The sequence below is a fragment of the Allobosea sp. genome (assembly GCF_030695125.1).
GTDB lineage: Bacteria > Pseudomonadota > Alphaproteobacteria > Rhizobiales > Beijerinckiaceae > Allobosea.
Genome location: NZ_JAUYTP010000016.1, coordinates 116,217 through 133,167 on the forward strand (window position 1 = coordinate 116,217; position 16,951 = coordinate 133,167).

Annotated in this window: 18 protein-coding genes; 3 read left to right on the forward strand and 15 right to left on the reverse strand. The window is 69.4% G+C overall.

Annotated elements, in window-relative coordinates:
* The first annotated feature begins 45 nt into the window (after window positions 1-45).
* Window positions 46-906 (forward strand): SDR family NAD(P)-dependent oxidoreductase, encoded by an 861-nt coding sequence (locus tag Q8S38_RS03905; RefSeq protein WP_305679113.1) that lies wholly within the window; start codon window positions 46-48, stop codon window positions 904-906.
* On the opposite strand, the gene Q8S38_RS03910 is transcribed toward Q8S38_RS03905, so the two are convergent.
* The 9 genes from Q8S38_RS03910 to Q8S38_RS03950 form a co-directional block, all read right to left on the reverse strand.
* Window positions 900-1,844 carry a 2-hydroxyacid dehydrogenase gene (locus Q8S38_RS03910; protein WP_305679114.1) on the reverse strand — a complete coding sequence of 315 codons (945 nt, stop codon included), beginning with the start codon at window positions 1,842-1,844 and terminating at the stop codon, window positions 900-902. The two genes, Q8S38_RS03905 and Q8S38_RS03910, sit on opposite strands and share 7 nt — an antisense overlap.
* On the reverse strand, window positions 1,841-3,169 hold the full coding sequence (gene deoA, locus Q8S38_RS03915) for a thymidine phosphorylase (RefSeq protein ID WP_305679115.1): 1,329 nt from the start codon (window positions 3,167-3,169) through the stop codon (window positions 1,841-1,843). Before deoA ends, Q8S38_RS03910 begins: the two co-directional genes overlap by 4 nt.
* Before the next feature lies 1 nt (window position 3,170).
* The gene (gene deoC / locus Q8S38_RS03920; RefSeq protein ID WP_305679116.1) at window positions 3,171-3,935 is read right to left on the reverse strand and encodes a deoxyribose-phosphate aldolase; all 765 of its coding nucleotides are present in this window, start codon (window positions 3,933-3,935) and stop codon (window positions 3,171-3,173) included.
* Window positions 3,935-4,747, reverse strand: coding sequence for a purine-nucleoside phosphorylase (locus Q8S38_RS03925; protein WP_305679117.1), 813 nt, complete (start codon window positions 4,745-4,747; stop codon window positions 3,935-3,937). The genes deoC and Q8S38_RS03925 overlap by 1 nt, the downstream gene beginning before the upstream one ends.
* Before the next feature lie 179 nt (window positions 4,748-4,926).
* On the reverse strand, window positions 4,927-5,346 hold the full coding sequence (locus Q8S38_RS03930) for a cytidine deaminase (protein ID WP_305679118.1): 420 nt from the start codon (window positions 5,344-5,346) through the stop codon (window positions 4,927-4,929).
* Between the two features lie 3 nt (window positions 5,347-5,349).
* Window positions 5,350-6,324: an ABC transporter permease gene (locus Q8S38_RS03935; RefSeq protein WP_305679119.1), complete on the reverse strand. Its 975-nt coding sequence runs from the start codon at window positions 6,322-6,324 to the stop codon at window positions 5,350-5,352.
* Window positions 6,325-6,487: 163 nt separating this feature from the next.
* Entirely contained in the window at window positions 6,488-7,588 is a 1,101-nt protein-coding gene (locus tag Q8S38_RS03940; RefSeq protein WP_305679120.1) for an ABC transporter permease, read from the reverse strand.
* Between the two features lie 109 nt (window positions 7,589-7,697).
* Complete coding sequence (locus Q8S38_RS03945) at window positions 7,698-9,230, reverse strand: ABC transporter ATP-binding protein (protein WP_305679121.1); 1,533 nt, start codon at window positions 9,228-9,230, stop codon at window positions 7,698-7,700.
* A gap of 127 nt (window positions 9,231-9,357) precedes the next feature.
* Window positions 9,358-10,359 carry a BMP family lipoprotein gene (locus Q8S38_RS03950; RefSeq protein ID WP_305679122.1) on the reverse strand — a complete coding sequence of 334 codons (1,002 nt, stop codon included), beginning with the start codon at window positions 10,357-10,359 and terminating at the stop codon, window positions 9,358-9,360.
* 179 nt (window positions 10,360-10,538) lie between these two features.
* On the opposite strand from Q8S38_RS03950, the gene Q8S38_RS03955 reads away from it, so the two are divergent.
* Window positions 10,539-11,318, forward strand: a complete 780-nt coding sequence (locus Q8S38_RS03955; protein ID WP_305679123.1) for a HesA/MoeB/ThiF family protein — start codon at window positions 10,539-10,541, stop codon at window positions 11,316-11,318.
* A 31-nt stretch (window positions 11,319-11,349) separates the two neighbouring features.
* Here the strand turns inward: Q8S38_RS03955 and gshB are convergent, their stop codons facing one another.
* The 3 genes from gshB to rsmI form a co-directional block, all read right to left on the reverse strand.
* Window positions 11,350-12,297: a glutathione synthase gene (gshB, locus tag Q8S38_RS03960; protein WP_305679124.1), complete on the reverse strand. Its 948-nt coding sequence runs from the start codon at window positions 12,295-12,297 to the stop codon at window positions 11,350-11,352.
* An 87-nt stretch (window positions 12,298-12,384) separates the two neighbouring features.
* Window positions 12,385-12,777 (reverse strand): YraN family protein, encoded by a 393-nt coding sequence (locus tag Q8S38_RS03965; protein ID WP_305679125.1) that lies wholly within the window; start codon window positions 12,775-12,777, stop codon window positions 12,385-12,387.
* Complete coding sequence (gene rsmI / locus Q8S38_RS03970) at window positions 12,774-13,688, reverse strand: 16S rRNA (cytidine(1402)-2'-O)-methyltransferase (RefSeq protein ID WP_305679126.1); 915 nt, start codon at window positions 13,686-13,688, stop codon at window positions 12,774-12,776. The genes Q8S38_RS03965 and rsmI overlap by 4 nt, the downstream gene beginning before the upstream one ends.
* 190 nt (window positions 13,689-13,878) lie before the next feature.
* Here rsmI and Q8S38_RS03975 point away from each other — a divergent pair, with 190 nt between their 5' ends.
* Window positions 13,879-15,087 carry a penicillin-binding protein activator gene (locus Q8S38_RS03975; RefSeq protein ID WP_305679127.1) on the forward strand — a complete coding sequence of 403 codons (1,209 nt, stop codon included), beginning with the start codon at window positions 13,879-13,881 and terminating at the stop codon, window positions 15,085-15,087.
* 10 nt (window positions 15,088-15,097) lie between these two features.
* Here the strand turns inward: Q8S38_RS03975 and Q8S38_RS03980 are convergent, their stop codons facing one another.
* From Q8S38_RS03980 to hemW, 3 genes are read right to left on the reverse strand one after another with little or no spacing between them, the layout of a single operon-like run.
* Entirely contained in the window at window positions 15,098-15,427 is a 330-nt protein-coding gene (locus Q8S38_RS03980; RefSeq protein ID WP_305679128.1) for a HigA family addiction module antitoxin, read from the reverse strand.
* Window positions 15,427-15,717 (reverse strand): type II toxin-antitoxin system RelE/ParE family toxin, encoded by a 291-nt coding sequence (locus tag Q8S38_RS03985; RefSeq protein WP_305679129.1) that lies wholly within the window; start codon window positions 15,715-15,717, stop codon window positions 15,427-15,429. Before Q8S38_RS03985 ends, Q8S38_RS03980 begins: the two co-directional genes overlap by 1 nt.
* 52 nt (window positions 15,718-15,769) lie before the next feature.
* Window positions 15,770-16,951, reverse strand: coding sequence for a radical SAM family heme chaperone HemW (gene hemW / locus Q8S38_RS03990; protein WP_305679369.1), 1,182 nt, complete (start codon window positions 16,949-16,951; stop codon window positions 15,770-15,772).

Sequence of the window (16,951 nt, forward strand, 5' to 3'; positions counted from 1 at the left end):
ACATGACGGCGGCACTTGCCGTTCGCGCACCCCGAAAGGTTCGACATGACGACGACAGCGATGGAAGTTCTTGGCCCCGGCCATGTGGCAGTCGTCACGGGCGGGGCCTCCGGCATCGGTCTGGCGGCGGCCCGCGCCTTCGTTCGGCGCGGCATGACCGTCGTCCTGGCCGATCGCGACGAAACCACCCTCGCTTTGGCCTTGGCGGAGTTCGCGGGCGCAGACATACCCGTGCTCGCCCGGCCGCTCGACGTTGCCGACCGCGGCGCGCTAGAGACGCTGCGCGACGAGGTGATGGGGCGTTTCGGGGCCGTGCATGTGCTGATGAACAATGCTGGCATCCAGCCCGGCAGTGCCCTGTTCTCGCCGGCCGAGGACTGGCAGCGCATCCTCGCGGTCAATCTCTGGGGCATCATCCATGGCACCCAGGTCTTCGTGCCGGCCATGCTGGAGAGCGGTCAGCCCGGCCTCGTCATCAACACCGGCTCGAAGCAGGGCATCACCACCCCGCCCGGAGACCCCGCCTACAACGTCTCGAAGACGGCGGTGAAGGCCTTCACCGAGGCCCTGCAGCACGATCTGCGCGGTCGCGCCGGCTGCCGGATCAGCGCCCATCTGCTGATCCCCGGCTTCGTCTTCACCGAGCTGACGGCGCGGGGCCGCACCGATAAGCCCGACGGCGCCTGGACGCCCGACGAGACCGTCGCCTTCATGCTGGAGCGGCTGGAAGAGGGCGACTTCTACATCCTCTGCCCGGACAACGACACGCCGCGCGCGCTCGACGAGAAGCGCATGGCCTGGGCCATGGGCGACCTCATCGAGAACCGCCCGCCGCTGTCACGTTGGCACCCCGATCACGCCGAGGCGTTCAAGACCTTCCTCAAGAAGGCGCCCGCGGCTCAGTAGCCGCGCGCGGGGTCGACGACGTGCTCCAGCGGCTCGCCGGCCTCGAGCCTTCGGATCTGCGCGGCGATCAGCGTCGCGATCGCCTCGGGCTCCGACATCGCCGCATTGTGGGGCGTCACGGTTACGGCGGGATGGGCCCAGAGCCGCGACTCCGCCGGCAGCGGCTCGGTTTCGAACACGTCGAGCGTGGCGCCCTTCAGCGTGCCGGCTTCCAGCGCAGCCAGAATGTCGGCCTCGACCTGCAGCCGGCCCCGGCCGGCATTGATCAGGAACGGCCCGCCGAGGCGCCCGCCCTGGGCAAGCCCGGCGAGCAGCTTGGCGTCGATCAGGCCGCGCGTGTCCGGCGTCAGCGGCAGCAGGCTGACGAGGATGTCGGTACGGCCAAGGAAATCCACCATGCCGTCGCTGCCGGAGAAGGTCGCGAGACCGTCGATCGTCTTCGGCGAGCGGCTCCAGCCGGCGACATCAAAACCCATCACCTTGAGCTTGCGGGCGGCGTCCTGTCCGAGTTCGCCGAGCCCCATAATGCCGACGCGCACGGCGCGCGCGGCCGGCTGGTTGCGGTCGTCCTCCCAACTCTTGTCGATCTGCTGACGGTCGTAGCGCGGCTGCTGGCGCAGATAGCGCAGGCAGTGCAGCACGACATATTCGCTCATCCGCGTCGTCAGGTCGGGATCGACCACGCGTGCGATCGGCACCTCCGGCAGGCGCGTATCGGCAAAGAGATGGTCGACGCCGGCGCCCAGCGAAAACACCGCCGCGAGGTTCGGCAGGCCCGACAGGCTGCCCTCGGGATGTTTCCAGCTCGCGACGTAATGCACCGAGCGCCGGTCGAAGGGCTCCCCCAGGATCACCACCGGCATATCCGGCAGCAGCGCCGCAAAGCGCGCGCGCCAATCCTCGACATGCCATCCCGTCATTGCCAGCAGCAGGCTCATGCGTTCGTACTCTCCGTAATCCGTTCGGCGATCAGCGCGCCGCGCTGCGGCGCACCCTCTCCCAGGCGATAGGCCTCGCGCAAGCGCCTCTCGGCCATGGCATGGCCGGCCTCGTCGCGTGCATGAACGATGCCGAGTGGCCGGTCGGGGCCGACCGCCTCGCCGAGCCCTGCGAGATCGACGATGCCGACGGCATGGTCGATGGCATCCTGCGGCCGCGTCCGCCCGCCGCCGAGCGCGACCACCGCCAGCCCGACGCCGCGCGTGTCGATCGCCTGGACGATGCCGGGAGCCGCCGGGAAGGCGGGCCGCGCGAGCGGCGCCCGGGCGAGATGGCGCTCCGGCTTCTCCAGCAGGTCGGCCGGCCCGCCCAGCGCCGCGATCATCTTCGCGAACCGCTCAGCCGCCGCGCCGCTGGCGAAAGCCGCCTCGATCTTCGCCTTAGCGTCGTCGATGTCGGTGGCGAGCCCACCGAGCATCAGCATCTCGGCGCCAAGCGCGACCGTGACGGCGTGGAAGCGCGGCTCGCGCCGCTTTCCGGTCAGATGATCGAGCGCATAGGAGACTTCGAGCGCATTACCGGCCGCGCTCGCCAGCGGTTCGTCCATGTCGGTCAGAAGCGCCGTCGTCGGCAGCCCGGCGCCATTGGCGACGCTCACCAGCGCATCGGCCAGCGCGCGCGCCTTGGCGGGGTCGGGCAGGAAGGCGCCGGAGCCGAATTTCACGTCCATCGCTAGCCCGTGCAGCCCGGCCGCGAGCTTCTTCGACAGGATCGAGGCGGTGATGAGCGGGATCGCCTCGACCGTCGCGGTGACGTCGCGGATGGCATAAAGCCGCTTGTCGGCCGGGGCGAGATCGGCCGTCTGGCCGATGATGGCGCAGCCCACGCTTCGCACCACCTTGCGGAAGAGATCGTTGTCTGGCTGCGTGACATAGCCGGGCACCGCATCGAGCTTGTCGAGCGTGCCGCCGGTATGACCGAGGCCCCGTCCCGAGATCATTGGCACATAGCCGCCACAGGCGGCCACCGCCGCTGCCAGCGGCAGGCTGACCGTGTCGCCGACGCCGCCGGTCGAGTGCTTGTCGAGCGCGGGGCCGGGCAGATCGTCCCAGTTCAGCACAGTGCCGGAATCGCGCATGGCCAGCGTCAGCGCGACGCGCTCCCTGGCGCTCATATCGCGGAAGAACACCGCCATGGCGAAGGCGGCGGCCTGCCCCTCGCTGACGCCGCCGTCGCTGATGCCGGCGATGATCTGGCGGATGTCGGCCTCGGGCAGCTCGGCGCCGTCGCGCTTGGCCGCGATGATTTCCTGCGTCAGCTTCATCTCAGTATGACCCGCTCGCCATGCCCGACGCCCCGCCCGCGATCGCGTCGACCAGCACCTGGTGCAGCCCGCTCGCGCCGAAGCGGAAGGTCTCGGCCCTCGCCCAGTCCGGCCCCATGATGGCGTCGGCCAGTTCCAGATAGCCCGCGGCATCCGCGAGCGTGCGGATCCCACCCGAGGGCTTGAGGCCCACCGGCCGGCCGCTCGCCGCGATGACCTCCAGCATCGTCCGGGCCGCCGGCAGGCTGGCCGAATGCGTGGTCTTGCCGGTCGATGTCTTGATGAAATCGGCTCCGGCCGCGATGGCGAGTTCGGAGGCGGCGCGCACCCGGTCGAGATCGGGGTACTCCCCGGTTTCGAGGATGACCTTCAGCGTCCGGCCCTCGCAGGCCTCCCTGACGGCGCGGACCATGGCCTCGGCGCCCGCTGCGTCGCCGGCGAGGAAGGCGCGCCAGGGCAGGACGAGGTCGATCTCGTCGGCTCCCGCCGCGACCGCGCCCTGCGTCTCCGCCAGCACCTCGGCGCCCGTCGCGTCGCCCTGCGGGAAATTCACGACCGTCGCGATTTTGACAGGCGCTCTCCCCAGCATCGTGCGCGCCTGCGCCACGAAGCGCGGCCAGATGCAGATCGCCGCGACCGGGCCCGGCGCACCGACGGCCCGCGCACACAGCGCGGCCAGCCCCGCCTCGTCGGCATTGTCGGAGAGATCGGTCAGGTCGAGCAGGGACAAAGCCCGCCGCGCAGTCGCGAGGGTGGATGCCGGCATCACAGGCTCCTCAGGAAGGCGCGCAGCAGGCGGGCGAGGTCGGCCGCCGCCCGGCCGGCCACTTCCTTGGTCTCGTCGTGATGGGGCGCGCCGCCATGCAGGCCCGCGCCCATATTGGTGACGATCGACAGTCCCGCGACGCGCAAGCCGTGCCGCCGCGCCAGGATGACCTCAGGCACGGTCGACATGCCCACCAGATCGGCGCCCATCACCTGCGCCATCCGGATCTCGGCCGGCGTCTCGAAGCTCGGGCCAGAGAACCACATATAGACGCCCTCGCCCAGCGACAGCCCCTCGGCCGCCGCGGCGCGCGCCAGGCCCGCCCGAAGCGCCGGGTCATAGGCGTCGACCATCGGCACAAAGCGCCCGTCGCCGGCGTCGCCGACGAGCGGGTTCGGCCCGTTCAGATTGATGTGGTCGGTGATGACAGCGAGGCTGCCCGGCGGCATCTGCGGCTTCAGCGAGCCTGCGGCATTGGTCAGGATCAGCGGCGGCGCCCCAAGCTCGCAGAGCATGCCGAGCGGCACCCGCATCACCGCCGGGTCGCCGCCCTCGTAGTAATGCGCCCGGCCCTGATAGATCAGCACCGTCCTGCCCTCGAGCCGGCCGATGCAGAGCTGCCGCGCATGGCCCGAGACGCCACCCGCCGGAAAGCCGGGGATCGCCGCGTAGGGAATGCGGATCGCATCCTCCAGCTGGTCGGCGAGCCCGCCGAGCCCGGTGCCCAGCACGATGGCGCAGTCGATCGGACCCGTCGCGCCATGGGCGCGGACGGCCTCGGCCGCTTCCGTGAAGGCGGTGTCGATGCTCATTCCGTTACGATCCCCTAAAGCCCTCATCCTGAGGAGCCGCGTAGCGGCGTCTCGATGGATGGTCCAGTACGCTTGCGAGCATCCTTCGAGACGCGGACTGTCGTCCGCTCCTCAGGATGAGGCTGCAGAAACACGTCGGTCAAAGACAAAGGCGTTCGGCCACACGACAAAGAACAGCGTCACCGGCGCAGATTGTCCGGTCCGAAGGAGGCGGGCAACAACTCCGCCAGCGAGAACATCTGCCGGATGCCGCCGGGCCCCGCGATCGCGACGGGCGTCTCCGGCGCGGCGAATTCGCGGATGCGCTGGCGGCAGGCGCCGCAGGGCGTCACCAGTTCGTCGCCGTCGCCGACCACGAGGATCGCGCGGATGCGTCGGCCGCCCCCGACGATCATCGCCGAGATCGCGCCCTGCTCGGCGCAGCTTCCGGACGGATAGGCGGCGTTCTCGACATTGCAGCCGGGATAGACGACGCCGTCCTCGCCGAGGATCGCGGCGCCGACGCGAAAGCGCGAATAGGGGGCATAGGCGAAGGTCTGCACCCGCGCGGCAGCGGCAAACAGCGCCTCGAAATCGATCGCCTCGGTGCTTCCGGCCATGGCTCAGCGCTCCTTCACATAAGGCATGCCGGCGGCCTTGGGCGGCGTCGATTTGCCGATGAAGCCGGCAAGCAGGATCACCGTCATCAGATAGGGCAAAGCCTGGATCGCCTGCACCGGCACCTGCCCGATGCCAGGCAGCGCCACGCCCTGCAGCCGGATCGCCACCGCGTCGAGCCCGCCGAAGAGCAGGCAGGCCCAGAGCGCAGGCCAGGGCCGCCAATTGGCGAAGATCACGGCGGCGAGCGCGATGAAGCCCTTGCCGGCGGTCATATGCGGCAGGAACCCGGCCGATTGCGAGACGGCGAGATAGGTCCCGCCCAGCCCGCACAGCACGCCGCAGATGATCACGGCGCCATAGCGTAGCCCGGCCACCGAGATGCCCGCCGTATCGACAGCCGCCGGGTTCTCGCCGACGGCGCGCAGCCGCAGGCCGAAACGGGTGCGCTTCAGCACCAGGGCCGTCAGAACGACCGCCAACAGCGCGAGATAGGCCGGCGCGGACTGGCCCGAGACCACCTCGTCATAGATCAGGCCAAAGCCCGGCACCTGCTCCCGCAGCGTCTGCGCAAACGGCAGGGTGATCTCGCCGAAGCGCGCGGCGCCCTCCAGCGTGGGCGTGCGCCCGCCCTGGCCGAACCAGGCATTGCCGAGGATCACGGTCAGCCCCGCCGCCAGCATGTTGATGGCGACGCCGGAGACGATCTGGTTGCCGCGCCAGGTGATCGCGGCGAAGCCGTGGACCAGCGACAGCATCACCGAGGCGAGGATGCCGGCGCCGAGTCCCGCCCAGGCCGAGCCGCTCTGGGCGGCGATGACGGCGGCGGCGAAGGCGGCGACCAGCATCTTGCCCTCGAGCCCGATATCGACGACCCCGGCCCGCTCCGACCAGAGGCCAGCCATCGCGGCGCAGAGCAGCGGCACCGAGAGACGGATCGCGGAGTCGAGCACGACGGCGAAGGTGGCGATCGCGTCCATGGTCAGCCGCCCCTCCCTGTCTTTCCGGGGCTTCGCACAGCGAAGAACCCGGAACCCACGACGGGGCGCGAATGGTTGAAGCCACTGCAGCCGGGCTCACCCGGTCGTGGGTTCCGGGTTCGGCCCTGCGGGCCGCCCCGGAATGACAGGAGGGGTCGCGCGCTCATGCCACCCGCCCTGGCCGCAGCAGCAGCGCCACCGCCCGCCGGAACAGCCCGTCGAGCGCACCCGCGAAGAGGATGATGACTCCGCCGATCACCACCACCATATCGCGGGTGATGCTCGGCTTGTCGAAGGAGAGCTCCGCCCCGCCCTGGTAGAGCACGCCGAAGAGCAGCGCTGCCAGCGCCACGCCGACCGGGTGTCCGCGCCCCATCAGCGCCACCGCGATGCCGACGAAACCGTAGCCGGCGGTGAAATCGAGCAGCAGCCGGTGCTGCACGCCCATCACTTCGTTGACGGCGAGCCCGCCGGCGAGCGCGCCCGAAATCGCCATGGCGACCATGGTGATGCGCGCGGGCGAGATGCCGGCGTAAGTCGCGGCTCTCGGATTGGCGCCGACGGTGCGGATCGCATAACCCAGCCGCGAGCGGAAGATCAGCGCCCAGACGGCGACGAGCGCGGCGAGCGCCAGCAGGAAGGCGCTGTTCAGCGGCGTCGAGGGCAGGGTGATGCCCAGCGGCGCCAGCAGCTTGTGCATTGGGGTCAGGACCGCATGGGCGGCGAATTCCGGCGTCTCCGGCTGCATCGAGCCGGGTTTGCCGATCACTTCCACCAGCAGATAGACGGTCAGCGTCGCCGCCAGGAAGTTGAACATGATCGTGGTGATCACGACATGGCTGCCGCGCGTGGCCTGGAGCCAGCCGGGGATGAAGCCGTAGAGCGCCCCGCCCGCCGCCGCCGCCAGGATCGCGAGCGGGACCAGCAGCAGGCCGGGCAGCGGCGCCAGCCAGAGGCAGGCCAGCGCGGCGAAGATGCCGGCGATTGTGGCCTGGCCCTCGCCGCCGATGTTGAACAGCCCGGCATGGAAGGCGACCGCGACGGCGAGCCCCGTGAAGATGAAATTCGTCGTGTAGTAGAGCGTGAAGCCGATGCCCTCGGCCGAGCCGAGCGCGCCGCGCAGCAGGAGCGCGGTCGCCTCCAGCGGGCTCTCGCCGATGCCGATGACGACGAGCCCGGATACGGCCAGCGCCGCCGCGACGGAAACCAGCGGAACCAGCGCCGTGTCCGCCCAGCGCGGCAGTTCGATCGGGGCGGCGCTCATGGCGTGTCCACCGTCATTCTCGGGCGAAGCGAAGCGCAGACCCGAGAATCTCCGGCAAGAGATGCTCGGGTCAAGCCCGAGCATGACGTCCGTTGCGCATGCCGCACCCTCACGCCGCCTGCTCCGTCACGCCGGCCATCAGCAACCCGAGATCGCGCTCGTCGGCTTCGCTCGCCAGCCGTTCGCCGGTGATGCGCCCGCCGCACATCGCCAGAATCCGGTCCGACAGCGCCATCACCTCCTCGAGCTCGACCGAGACGAGCAGGATCGCGACGCCGGCATCACGCAGGGCGATCAGCCGGCGGTGGATGGCTTCGATCGCGCCGATATCGACCCCGCGCGTCGGCTGGCCGACCAGCAACACCTTCGGCGCCCGCTCGATCTCGCGGGCGAGCACGATCTTCTGCTGGTTGCCGCCCGAGAATTTCGCCGTCTTCAGGCCTGGGTCCGGCGGGCGCACGTCATAGGCCGCGAAGGTGTCCCGCGCCCGAGCGGCGATCGTCGCCGGTGACAGAAAAGGACCGGGCCCCAGCACCGGATCGTCCTGATAGCCGAGGATCGCGTTCTCCGCGGCGGGAAAGGCGGTGACGAGCCCGGTCCGCAGCCGGTCCTCCGGCACATGCATCAGGCCGAGCTTGCGCAGCCGCGCCGGATTGCGGTCGGCCGAGGTCAGCACCTGCCCGTTCAGCCGGATGACGCCGCGCGAGGGCTGGGCCAGGCCGGCCAGCACCTCGAGCAATTCGCTCTGGCCGTTGCCGGCGACGCCGGCGATGCCGACGATCTCGCCTTCATGCAGCGTCAGGTCTATCCCTGAAAGCAGCGCGACGCCGCGCGCGTCGACCATGTCGAGCCCGACCGCCTCAAGCACCTTCGCCCCGCGCGGCCGCGCCTCCTTCTCGACGCGCAGCAGCACGCGCCGGCCGACCATCGCCTCCGCGATCTCCGGCGGCGAGGTTTCGGGCGTCGCCAGGTGCGCGACCATCTCGCCGCGCCGCATCACCGAGACGCGGTCCGTGATCGCCATGATCTCGCGCAGCTTGTGGGTGATCAGGATGACCGTCTTGCCCTGCTCCCGCAGCGCCCGCAGCAGGGCAAAGAGCTGGTCGGCCTCCGGCGGCGTCAGCACGGCCGTGGGCTCGTCGAGGATCAGGATCTGCGCGCCGCGATAGAGCGCCTTGAGAATCTCGACGCGCTGCTGCAGCCCGACCGAGAGATCGCCGACGATGGCGTCCGGATCGATCGCCAGCCCGAATTGCTCCGACAGCCGCGCCAGTTCGGCCCGCGCCCGCTTGACGCCGCCGCTGAGCCAGGCGCCGCCCTCGGCCCCGAGCACGACGTTCTCGACGACGCTCAGCGTCTCCACCAGCATGAAGTGCTGGTGGACCATGCCGATGCCGAGCGCGATCGCGTCCGCCGGCGTTCGGATGACGCAAGGCCGGCCCGCCACAGCGATCTCGCCCGCATCGGCCTCGTAGAAGCCGTAGAGGATCGACATCAGCGTCGACTTGCCAGCGCCGTTCTCGCCGACGATGCCGTGGATCGAGCCGGCCGCCACCGAAAGCGACACGTCGCGATTGGCCTGCACCGGGCCGAATCGCTTCGAGATGCCGGTGAGGGCGATGGCGGGGGTCGGTGCCGTCATGACGCGGAAGCGTGAGCCCAAAGCGTCATGCTCGGGCCTGACCCGAGCATCTCTTGCCGGAGATTCTCGGGTCCGCGCTTCGCTGCGCCCGAGAATGACGTCCGGATGTCGTGCGACGCCAAAGGCCTCACACCGCGCACTTCGAATCCGACATGTAGTCGTGGACCTTCACGGCGCCGCTGATGATGTCGGCGCGCGCCTTGTCGGCGGCGGCCTTCATCTCGGGCGTGATCAGCGCCTTGTTGGCGTCGTCGAGTGCCCAGCCGACGCCGTCCTCCTTCAGGCCGAGCACCGAGATGCCCGCCTTCCAGTTGCCGTCGCGGGCCGCCTTGAACGAGGAATAGGCGGCGACGTCGACGCGCTTGAGCATCGAGGTCAGCACCTTGCCGGGCTGCAGGCCGTTCTGGTTCGAATCGACGCCGATGCCGAGCTTGCCGGCGTCGGCCGCCGCGCGCAGCACGCCGATGCCGGTACCGCCAGCGGCGTGGTAGATCACGTCGGCGCCTCGGTCGATCTGCGACTTGGCGAGCTCGCCGCCCTTGACCGGGTCGTTCCAGGCGGCGGGCGTCGAGCCGGTCATGTTCTGGAAGATCTCGGCGTCCTTCTTGGCCGCCTTGACGCCCTGGACATAGCCGCAGGCGAATTTGCGGATCAGCGGGATGTCCATGCCGCCGACGAAGCCGACCTTGCCGGTCTTGGACGCCATGCCGGCGAGCAGGCCGACCAGATAGGAGCCCTCATGCTCCTTGAAGACCACCGACTGCACGTTCGGCAGGTCGACGACCATGTCGATGATCGTGAATTTCAGCGCCGGGAACTCGGCCGCGACCTTCTGCAGCGCGGTCGCCTGCGAGAAGCCCACCGCGATGATCGGCGAATGGCCGTCGCGGGCGAAGCGGCGCAGCGCCTGCTCGATCTGCGCGTCGTTGGTCGGTTCGAAGTCGCGGAACTCGACCCCGGTCTCGGTCTTGAACTTCTCCGCGCCCGCGAAGACGCCCTCGTTGAAGGATTTGTCGAACTTGCCGCCCTTGTCGTAGACAATGGCCGGCTTCACCGCGGTCTGCGCCATCGCGACGACGGCCGAGAGGGCGACGCCGGCCAGCGCCAGCGCGAGCGTTTTGAGATGCATACGAGGTCCCCTGTCGATGTCCGGGAGCGTTGGTCGCTCCATCTGGCCCTCACGATGGCATGGCTTTCGGGCGCGGCCAAGCGGGTCCCACAGCTCGGATCGGGACTTGCGTCTTCAAAGGGTCGTCAGTGCGGCGGTTGCGATTGCCCCCGGCGCGGGATCGGCCTAACCCTGCGCCCATGAGCCTGAACGAGGACGAGGTCGAGCGCTATGCGCGCCATCTGGTGCTGCCGGAGATCGGCGGCCCCGGCCAGCAGAAGCTCAAGCGCGCCCGGGTCCTGGTCGTCGGTGCCGGAGGCCTCGGGGCGCCGCTGATCCAGTACCTCGCCGCGGCCGGCGTCGGTCATATCGGCATCGTCGACGACGACATCGTCTCGCTGTCGAATCTGCAGCGCCAGACGATCTACGGCACGGACGACATCGGCGCCCACAAGGCCGTGGCGGCGGCGGCTTTCGTCAAGCGGCTGAACCCGCATGTCGTGGTCGAGGAGCATGTCACGCGGCTGGACCCGCACAACGCCCGGGCGATGATCGCCTTCTACGACGTCGTTGCCGAGGGCTCGGACAATTTCGCGACGCGCTATGCCGTCTCCGATGCCTGCTTCCATGAGCGCAAGCCCGTCGTCATGGCGGCGCTCGGCCGCTTCGACGGCTCGCTGACGACGATCCGCGCCCATGAGACGGGCGCAGACGGCCGCCCGAATCCGACCTGGCGCTGCCTCTTTCCGGACGTGCCGCCGCCGGGCACGGTGCCGACCTGCGCCGAGGCCGGCATCCTCGGCGCGCTGCCCGGCGTGATGGGCTCGCTGATGGCGCTCGAGGTCCTCCGCGCCATCACCGGCTTCGGCGAGCCGCTGGTCGGCAGGCTCCTGCTGGTCGATGTGCTGACGATGCGCTTCGAGACGATGCGCTATGGCTGGGACGAGACCAACAGCCTGAACGGCACAACGGCCGGATAGCGGGTCCCGTCGCGGCGCGGCGGCCGCCTCATCAGCGATGGGCGACCTTGGCCTCGATCACGTCGAAGAGCTGCGCCGCGAGATCGGGGCCGCCGAGCTTCTTGATGGCGCGTACGCCGGTCGGCGCGGTGACGTTGATCTCGGTCAGCTTGCCATGGATCACGTCGATGCCGACGAGCAGCAGGCCGCGCTCGCGCAGCGAAGGCCCGATCGCCTCGCAGATCTCGAGCTCCTTGGCCGACAGGTCGGTCGGCCTTGCCGCGCCGCCGCGCACCATGTTGGCGCGCAGATCGCCGACCGCCGGCACGCGGTTGACCGCGCCCGCCGCCTCGCCATTGATCAGGATGATGCGCTTGTCGCCCTCCGAGATCTCCTTGATGTAGGCCTGCACCACCCAGGGCTCGCGGAAGAGATTGGCGAAGAGGTCGTAGAGCGAGCCGAAATTCGGGTCGTCCTTGCTGGTCTTGAACACCGTCGCGCCGCCATGGCCGTAGAGCGGCTTCATCACGATCTCGCCGAATTCGTCGCGGAAGGCCTCGATCTCGGCCTTGTCGCGGGTGATCAGCGTCGGCGGCATCAGCTCCGGGAAATGCGTGACGAAAATCTTCTCGGGCGCATTGCGGACATGGAAGGGGTCGTTGACCACCAGCGTCTTCGGGTGGATGCGCTCCAGCATATGCGTGGTCGAGACATAGGCCATGTCGAAGGGCGGATCCTGCCGCAGCAGCACGACATCCAGCGTCGACAGATCGGTCCGCACCTCGGCGCCGGCCGTGAAATGGTCGCCCTCGACGTCGCGCACCGTCACGGGGCGGATCGGCGCCGTCACCGTGCCGTCGCGCATCGACAGCTTGTCGGGCGTGTAGGTGAACAGCGTGTGCCCGCGCGCCTGCGCCTCGAGCATCAGCGCAAAGCCCGTATCGCCCGCGACCCGCAGGCGCTCGATCGGGTCCATCTGGATGGCGACGGTGAGGGTCATGGTGTGCGCTCCGATGAGGCGGACGACGGTCGAGTGCGCGTCCTTATCGGCCCACGCGGCCCGCATCGGCAAGTGGCGTGCCTTGCGTCACAAGACAAGCTCAAACACGCCTGGCACATGGCGCGGCCAGCGCCGGGGGGCAAGGAAGACGGCGTCGGCGCGCAGATGATGCTCCATCGCCCAGGGGTTGCGCGCCAGCCACTGCCGGATCCGCGCCTCCACCAGCCGGTGCTTCTCCGGCGTGATCGCGGTCTGCGCATCGCCCATCGCCCCGCGCGCCTTCACCTCGACGAAGGCGATCGTTGTCCCCCGCTTCACGATCAGGTCGACCTCGCCGCCCTTGCCGCCGAATCGCCGGGCGAGCGGGCGGTAGCCCTTGGCGGCGAGCCAGAGGATCGCGAGCCACTCCGCCCGTGCGCCGGTGACGCCGGAGCGTCGCGCCCGGCGGCTGCGGGTCTCGCCGGTCCGGCCCCCCGTCAAGGCTCCTCGCGGGTCAGCTCCAGCGCGCGCGCATAGACCTTGCGGCGCGGCTGGCCGGTCTCGGCCGCGACCTGGGCCACGGCCTCCTTCAGGGACACCACGGCGAGTGCCGCCCGCAGCCGCTCGGCGACGAGGTCCCCGGCCGGCGCCAGTTCCTCGGCTCCGGGCGGGCCGATGATCACGACGATCTCGCCGCGGGCCTCTTCCTCGCCCTCGTAATGGGCCGCGAGCGCCGAAAGCGGTCCGCGCCGGACATTCTCGTAGTATTTGGTCAGCTCGCGCGCCACCGCGCCGGGCCGCTCGCCCAGCACGGCGGCGGCATCCGACAACATCTCGGCCAGCCGCCGCGGCGATTCGAAGAAGACGAGCGTGCCCGGAATGGTGGCGAGTTCGGTCAGCCGCCCGCGCCGCGCCGCCGCCTTGGGCGGCAAAAAACCCTCGAAGAAGAAGCGGTCGGTCGGAAGTCCCGCCAGCACCAGCGCGGCCAGCACGGCCGAGGGGCCCGGAATCCCCGTCACCGGCAGCCCTTCCGCGACGAGTTCCGCCACGAGCTTGTAGCCGGGATCGGAGACCAGAGGCGTGCCGGCGTCCGAGATCAGAGCGAGCTTGCCGCCTTCGCGCAGCTTGGCGAGGATCTTCGGCCGCATCTGCTCGGCGTTGTGCTCGTGATAGGGGTAGAGCGGCGTCGAGATACCGTAATGCACGAGCAGCGTCTTCGAGGTCCGGGTGTCTTCGGCCAGGATCGCGTCCGCCGCGGCAAGCGTCGCCAGCGCCCGAAACGAGATGTCGCGCAGATTGCCGATCGGCGTCGCGACGATATGGAGGCCCGGCGATAATGGCTCGGCTTCCGCCCTGACCCCGAAGGCGGTGTAGCTGGTTGCGCGCGGCGCTGGCGTGGGGGCGTTCGACATCGGCGCGAACCTGCCACAGCTATGCGCTGCGCGCCATCGCGGCTCCCGGCCGTCATGTCGGCTGCGGCGTGCAACACAGAGTTAACAACTTGAAAATACCATGCCGCGCTGGCAGGAGAGTCCCTCGGTCGGGGGACTGCACCGCCGGACGGCTCATCGGCCGGTCCGGCCCGAGATCTGGAGATCGCCCGTGTTGCGTCATCGGCTCATCGAACCGGTCCGGCGGCGAAGCCTGCCTTCGCTGGCCGCGCTTGCTTGCCTCGCGCTCGCATCCTGCAGCGGCGGGCCCAGCGGGCTGCCGGGCTTCGACAGCGCCGCGACATCCGGCCAGCCGCAGCCGAGCACGGGCCAGACGATCGGCACCGGCAAGGTCAAGGTCGGTCTCATCCTGCCGCTGACCGCGGAAGGGCAGGGCGCCGTCGTCGGCAACTCGCTGAAGAACGCGGCCGAGATGGCGCTGGCCGAATTCCCCAACGCCGACCTGACGCTGCTGGTCAAGGACGACCGCGGCACGCCCGACGGCGCCCAGGCCGCCGCGCAGGAGGCGCTGCGCGAAGGCGCGGAGCTGATCATCGGGCCGCTCTTCGCGCCCTCTGTCCAGGCGGCCGGCCAGGTCGCGCGCGGCGCCAACCGCCCGGTCATCGCCTTCTCCAGCGACACCAACGTCGCCGGGCGCGGCGTCTATCTGTTGTCCTTCCCGCCCGAGAACGACGTCAACCGCGTCATCGCCTATGCCTCGCAGCAGGGCCGCAAATCCTTCGCCGCGATGGTGCCCGACACGGCCTATGGCAAGGTCGTCGAAGCGGCGTTCCAGCAGGCGGTTGCGGCCCGCGGCGCCCGCGTCGTCGTGATCGAGCGCTTTACGCCAGACCAGAATTCGATGAACGCCGCCGCAGCGCGGCTGACTCCGGCGCTGCAGCAGGCCGACGCCTTGTTCGTGCCCGCCGCCGCCGACACCATGCCGGCGCTCGGCCTGGCGCTCCAGCAGGCCGGCTATGACCCGGCCAAGGTCAAGCCGCTCGGCACCGGCGTCTGGAACGACGCCAATGTCGCGCGCGTGCCGGCGATCCAGGGCGGCTGGTTCGCCTCGCCCGATACCGCCGGTTTCAACGCCTTCGCCGGCCGCTACCAGACCCGCTTCAACAGCGCCCCGACGCGCACCGCAACGCTGGCCTATGACGCGGTCTCCCTGGCGGCCGCGCTGGCGCGCACGCAAGGGTCCCAGCGCTTTTCGGAATCGGTGTTGACCAACGCCTCGGGCTTCGCCGGCGCCGATGGCGTCTTCCGCTTCCGCCCCGACGGCCAGATCGACCGCGGGCTCGCCGTCCTCGAACTGCGCAACGGCCAGATCGTCACGATCAACGCCGCCCCGCGCGATCTCGGGCCGCGCACGCAGTAGCGGCTGGTTGTCAGGCGGCTTTCGGGGCAGGCACGAATGGCTTGACGTCGATGCTGCCCGCGCGTTTGCGGGCCTGGGCGATGTCGAAGCTGTTCTGCATGCGCATCAGCGTATCCATGGAGAGGCCAAAGGCCTTCTCGAAACGCAGCGCCATATCGGCGGAGAGCGCGGCGCGCTCGTTCAGGAGTGCGGAAAGCGCCGGGCGCGTAACGCCCAGCACTGTTGCCGCAGCCGTCACCGACAATTCGGCGGGTTCGATGATCTCGGTCTTGAGGAAGCTTCCGACATGCGGCGGATGTTTCAGCCGGTAGCCCTCGGTGGGTCGGGTTCCATCATCCATCAGTGATAATCCTCATAGTCCAGATCGATGATCTCGATGTCGTTCTGCTCGACCCGAAAGGTCAGGCGCCAGTTCTTCGTCACGAACAGACTCCAGACACCCTTCCGATCGCCCGTCAGCACATGGGCCTTCCAGGTCGGCACCAAACGAAGTTCGTCGGGGCCCTGCATGTCCTGCAGAAACGCGATCATCTTGCTCAGCTTGTCGACGACTTGCGGCTGAAGACCGGACGCATCGTCCGCCTCGACCAGCCGGCGCAAGCCCTTGTGCCTGACGTTCCGGATTCGCATCGCCGGACAATTTAGCAGCCGAGGCTCGGTCCGTAAAGCGATGCTTTACACGCTACGCCGCCAAATCCGCCACCACCGCGTCCAGAACCAGCGCGCCTTCGGGCGTGCAGGCAAGCTTGCCACCCGGCTTGCGGGTCAAAACCCGGTCCAGCACCAGGCTCGCGACGCGGCGTTCGTTCAGCGCCCGTCCCGACAGCGCTTTGAACACGGCGGGGTCGATTCCCTCGACCAGACGCAAGCCCATCAGCAGATATTCGTCGCCCTGAGCCACGGTATCGAGGCGCTCGTTCTCGACCAGCGCATGCCCTTCAGCCTCGACGCGAGCGAGCCAGGCCTCGGGGCTCTTTTCGGTCGAATGCGCCATCCGTCCCTCGGCTGTGACGAGCCGTCCATGGGCGCCGGGGCCAATTCCGGCATATTCGCCATAGCGCCAGTAGACGAGATTGTGCCGGCATTCCGCGCCGGGCCGGGCATGGTTAGAGATCTCGTAGACCGGCAGCCCATGCTTGGCCGTGATCTCCTGCGTGATCTCGTAGAGCACGGCGCCGGCTTCATGGTCGGGGATCGCGAGCTTGCCGGCCTTGTACAGCCGCTCGAACATGGTGTCGGGCTCGATGGTGAGCTGGTAGAGCGACAGATGCTCGGCGGCGTGGCTGATCGCCAGTTCGAGCTCTTCCCGCCACAAGGCCGGCGTCTGCGTCGGCGTGCGGGCATAGATCAGGTCGAAGGAGTAGCGCTCGAAATATTGGCGCGCGATCGCCACCGCATCGAGCGCCTCTCGCGTCGAATGCATCCGCCCCAGCGCCTTGAGATCGGCATCGTTGAGCGCCTGCACGCCCAGCGAGACGCGGTTGACGCCGGCCGCGCGGAAATCGGCGAAACGCCCGGCCTCGACGCTGGTCGGGTTCGCTTCGAGCGAGACCTCGCAATGCGGGTCGATCGCCCAGGCCTCGCCGATGGCGTCGAGAATGGCGCCGACGGTCCGCCCCTCCATCAGCGAGGGCGTGCCGCCACCGAAGAAGATCGAGGTGACGGTCCGGCCGGGCGCCAGCGCGGCACGATGGGCGAGTTCGCGCCGGAAGGCCGCGACATAGCGCGCCTGGTCGGGCGGCTGCAGCCGGACATGGCTGTTGAAGTCGCAATAAGGGCATTTGGCCAGGCAAAAGGGCCAATGCACATAGACGGCGAAGCCCGCATCCGCCGTTGGATGCAGGATGGGCGACGTCCCGGCCAG